General features: G+C 62.2%; 6 protein-coding genes. 5 read left to right on the top strand and 1 reads right to left on the bottom strand.

All coding sequences use genetic code 11. The features are described 5' to 3' along the window. The 4 genes from DMB66_RS62055 to DMB66_RS57310 all read left to right on the top strand — a co-directional run. Positions 1-415: hypothetical protein (locus DMB66_RS62055; RefSeq protein WP_199753255.1), on the top strand; the 415-nt coding region annotated here is incomplete at its 5' end. A gap of 4 nt (positions 416-419) precedes the next feature. Next, positions 420-887: a hypothetical protein gene (locus DMB66_RS57320; protein ID WP_125812382.1), complete on the top strand. Its 468-nt coding sequence runs from the start codon at positions 420-422 to the stop codon at positions 885-887. A 676-nt stretch (positions 888-1563) separates the two neighbouring features. Next, positions 1564-1986, top strand: coding sequence for a hypothetical protein (locus DMB66_RS57315; RefSeq protein WP_125812381.1), 423 nt, complete (start codon positions 1564-1566; stop codon positions 1984-1986). A gap of 130 nt (positions 1987-2116) precedes the next feature. Then, positions 2117-2935, top strand: a complete 819-nt coding sequence (locus DMB66_RS57310) for a hypothetical protein (RefSeq protein ID WP_125812380.1) — start codon at positions 2117-2119, stop codon at positions 2933-2935. Positions 2936-3146: 211 nt separating this feature from the next. Here the strand turns inward: DMB66_RS57310 and DMB66_RS57305 are convergent, their stop codons facing one another. After that, a complete protein-coding gene (locus DMB66_RS57305) occupies positions 3147-3500 on the bottom strand; it encodes a hypothetical protein (RefSeq protein ID WP_125812379.1) in 354 nt (117 codons plus the stop codon). Positions 3501-3720: 220 nt separating this feature from the next. On the opposite strand from DMB66_RS57305, the gene DMB66_RS57300 reads away from it, so the two are divergent. Next, entirely contained in the window at positions 3721-4143 is a 423-nt protein-coding gene (locus tag DMB66_RS57300) for a DUF3052 family protein (protein ID WP_125812378.1), read from the top strand. The last annotated feature ends 41 nt before the right edge of the window (positions 4144-4184 follow it).

Here is a 4184-nt window from a genome sequence, read left to right as displayed (position 1 = left end):
GGCGGAACTGCTCGCCAGGGCCCGCGACAACATCCGGTACACCGCGGTGTTCGAGACGAAGGATTACGTCGCCGGCGTCCAGGCGGCGGTCCGGGAGATGAAACAGAAGAGGTTCGAGCTGGTCGAGGCCAAGAACGACTGGTCGCCGCAGTCCAAGCGGCTGTACAAGGGCATCAACCTGACCTGGCGGGACCCGCAGACCGGCGCGCTGTTCGAGTTGCAGTTCCACACCCCGGAGAGCTTCTGGGTCAACAAGGCCGAGCACCCGTTCTTCGAGATCACCCGCCTCGGTGACAAAGCCTCCGGGGAGATCCCGGCAGCGCTGGCGGGCCAGATCTCGAAGGACATGTGGTCGGACGCGAACGTCCCGCCGCCGGTCGATGCCGGAGACCTGACCTTCGAGCTGGGATTCTGATGCTATGAAGCAGTACTTCGCCGTGGTCGGCGACGGGCACGACGCCAAGGACCCGCTCACCCTCGTCCGGGTGAGCGAGTCCGGCCTCGTCCAGGAGCTTTCCGAGTATGCGGCGTGGGTGCCGGCCAAGCTGGTGGAGCGGATCGAGGCGGGCGAGGTGCCGTACCGTCTCGTTCCCGTCACCGAGAAGGCCGCAGCCCGCATCCGCAAGCAGCGCGAGAAGAAGGTCGCCTACCGCTACTCGATCTTCGTGCGGGCGACCGACCCGACCAACACTGCGATCGGCGTGCTGCGCGAATGGGACGCCAACGGCATCACCTCCGGCGAGATCTACCGAATCGACGACGGCGAGTGGGCCCTCGATCCCATCCGCATCGACGTCGAGCGCGGCGAAACCGATTTCTACCGGATCATGGACAGCGACGCGTCCACAGTCAATCTCTGGATAGAGGCCGCACGACGGCGCAGTTGACAAGTCAACCGAGGCTCCGTTCGTGCTCAACCGAGTCGTAGGTCTGGGTTGCCTCCGGGTACAGGATGCAACCCAGACCTACGAGCACCCGTCCCGCGCCCGGCTTGTGGGCGCGAGCGACCACCGGTGTTGTAGAGCATGCGCACCCGTGCTTGGTCGCGCAGTTGGATGAAGCAATTGCCTTGGGTGAAGCGTCGGCGCATACGCAGCTACGGACTGATATCGACCGATGTCGTCGGTACACTTCTGCCGTGCTCCGCGCGTTACACAGCGTAACGGCGAGGTGAGCGGCAGACGCACGGACATAGCCGATGAGAGCGCGTTCACTTGTTGTGGTGATGAATGATCCTGCGGGCAAATGCTTTCACCGGAAGTGTTCTTGAGTCGTCCTTCATCATATCTATGGCGCGCCATAGGGCTCCCTTGACCCTTTCATGTGCGAAGTCATCGAGTGAGCGCGAGCGCGAAAATTGCGCAGATCGCGGAAACTAGAAGATTTCGCGCGACCGCCAGGTTATTCGTCACCGCCTCGTTGACTACATCAATCTCTCGACTGTCGCCTTCGGTACCTTCTTTCACCACGTGCCGCAGTGATCCCCGAATACCGGACGGGGATCGGCACCGACGACGGGTACAGGCACCTGCAACAAGCACTCGCTGACGGCCCGCAGTGACGATGGCAGGCCACCTGTCGGGCGGCATGAACCCCAAGCAGTTGGCAGGCCCGCGACCGGACCCGCGGGCCGCGATGGTGCGCGCCGCACCGCGGCTCAGCGCGGCCGCGCTGGCTGCGACCATGGCTGGCTTGTCCGGGACCGGCGACGTTCCAGGAGTCAGCGCGCCCGTCGTGGCCGGGCTCTGGCTCGCCGAGCCGAGCCGGTTGGAGCCCCCGTCAGAGCACTACCAGGGCCGGTTCCCGATGGGCGCCAACTCGGATGCGCTAGTCGACCGGGCGAGGGCGGCCGACGCCGAGGTCGTCGACGCCAAGGTGGGCAGCTACGGCCACAGACACGAGTTCGACGGCGTCTACACCCTCACGGTGGTGGATCCGGAGGGTCACCGCTGGCCCTTCGAGCCGGGCGTCGCCCTCCTCGGCTGACAGCCGCGTAGGCGGCCGTGTCCGCCGAGATAGATCAGTGGGTCTGCGGGTTGAGGCCCTCGAAGGCTCCGCTTGCGCAGCTTGACTGAGGCGAAGGTTTGTCGCGTTCGGCATTGCGTACGATTATCGTGTGCCTGAGCAAGTAGGGGATTCGGCTTCGCGCAAGAAAAATAGATACCAGCGAGTGTTGTGGTCTATCTGGTCAGCGGTATTGCGACTGATCTTCATGATCGCCGGTCTTCTGATCTTGTTGCTCATCGTCTTCCTGATCAGTCAGGGCGTAGAGAGGGCCGACCAGTGGGCCAGCATCTTCGGATTGTTCGTAAGCCTTGCAGGCCTGGTTATCGCCGCCTCTCAGGCAAGGGGCGCCGCATCCGTTAGGCACACGGCATCGCCGCCAACCAGCGACGCCGAAATAACGGTCGATGAGGCCGAGACAAGGAAGTCCTCAGTCGTCAGACGCCGGGCGATCGGACTGAGCTTGAGCGTCCTCGGGGTGCAAATATTTGCCTGCACCGCCGTGAACTCAGTAGAGCCGTTGCATCTTCCGACCACTCCTCTGTCGCCCCCGCTTGCGGATGGCCAGCGGTATTCGTCACCAGGTTTCGACCGGCACCCGACCCGGGCACCCGTCACGAACTCGTCCAGATCCAACGCAATCGTCATCACTGATGACGGATTTGATGGTCCGGTTCCTTTGGTGACTAAGCCGACGACGCGAGCTGGCGACCATTCGCACCACTCGGTTTATTCCGATGATCAAGTTTTGGTGATCTGCTTCAGAGAAGGACCGCGACTCGACGTACTGGATGAGTCCGTGTGGTACAAGCTGTCCACCTCCGACAAATCCGAGCAGTGGATTCACGGATCGCACGTCGACTTCAAGGAATCCGCGATGGGTGCGCGCCCGGCCAAAATTCCGCGTTGCCGCGATACTCCTGGACGTTGACGCCTCTCGAACGGCCGTGTTGACTCCTTTCCGCTATCCTCGCGTCATCCGTGAATGATGGTAGCGGTGCCCAAAAGCGCTGACCCAACGAGGATAATCGCTAATGCCAACTGAATTCCCCTGTGCTTTCGCTTGGCGCGAACCGCAAGTGCATGGATTAAATGCGCAAGTCGAACAATTCTATCGCCCGAACCCTCGGAAATGATCCTACTTAGAACCTCTTCGCCGGAGCTACCGTCCAAGATAAGTCTGTTCCACGAGTACTTCTCGCCGGGTCACCCAACTGTGGGCGCACAACAAGCGCAAGCAGTAGAGCTGCACCGCTCAGGAAGAGAATAGAGCCATATGCAAGAATAATGGCCGTGGTGTCTGCTGGTGGCTTTCCAAGCCATTTACCTAGGATGGTTATCGACAGTGCCAGCGTGACGCCGGTATAGCCGAGTAAAATTTGAGACTTGCGGTCCGCGCGGTCATCGGATGCTCGAACCTCGGTCAACTCCAGCCTCAGAAGATCAGCATATTCTTCATCTTTGCTGGAGTCGTGATTAGATGGATCATCCGCCATCACAGATACATTAGTTGCGAGGCGCTGAGCGTTCCATGAAGTACTCCTTCCGGGGACAGTGCCGACGCTTTCACTAGATCGGGCGCATTGTTCTGCCGCGATCCGCTCGTACTCGTACGGAGTGGGACGGCCTGGTCGGTGGCTCGGCGTACGCGCGTCAGCCTCGGCCGCACGGCTACGATCCACGACTATCCGACAATGCGGAGGCGACGGGGCTGACATGGCTGGTTACTCGGGCACGCCGCTGCCCCGCAAGCTCGGTATAAAGCCAGGCCACCGAGTCGCACTGCTCGACGCGCCGGCCGGCTTCGAGGCCACACTCGATGGCCTGCCCGACGGTGTCGTCATCCGGCCCGGCCTGGCTGCCGACGTGCCGACCGACGTGATCGTGCTGTTCGTGACCGAACGCCACGAGTTGCAGGCCCACCTCGAAGAGGTCAGGCGCGGCATGGCCCAGGACGGCGGCTTCTGGGTCGCCTGGCCGAAGCGAGCGTCGAAGGTGTCCACGGACGTCACCGAGGACGTCGTCCGTGAAGTCGCGTTGCCGACCGGGTTGGTCGACAACAAGGTATGCGCGATCAACGAGATCTGGTCGGGCCTGCGGCTGGTCATCCGCCGCGAAAATCGCATACCAGCCACGTGACGCGTCTCGCCCGATTCCCTGTACGCCAGACGGACGCCACG

The sequence above is a fragment of the Actinoplanes sp. ATCC 53533 genome, assembly GCF_003947245.1.
The sequence above is the reverse complement of the archived record's forward strand: the minus strand, read 5'-3'. Positions and strand labels throughout refer to the sequence as shown.

Bases quoted from the DNA above. Each gene is read 5' to 3' on its own strand.
- DMB66_RS57320 (WP_125812382.1), top strand. From the start codon at position 420: ATGAAGCAGTACTTCGCCGTGGTCGGCGACGGGCACGACGCCAAGGAC.
- DMB66_RS57315 (WP_125812381.1), top strand. From the start codon at position 1,564: ATGGCAGGCCACCTGTCGGGCGGCATGAACCCCAAGCAGTTGGCAGGC.
- DMB66_RS57305 (WP_125812379.1), bottom strand. From the start codon at position 3,500: ATGGCGGATGATCCATCTAATCACGACTCCAGCAAAGATGAAGAATAT.
- DMB66_RS57300 (WP_125812378.1), top strand. From the start codon at position 3,721: ATGGCTGGTTACTCGGGCACGCCGCTGCCCCGCAAGCTCGGTATAAAG.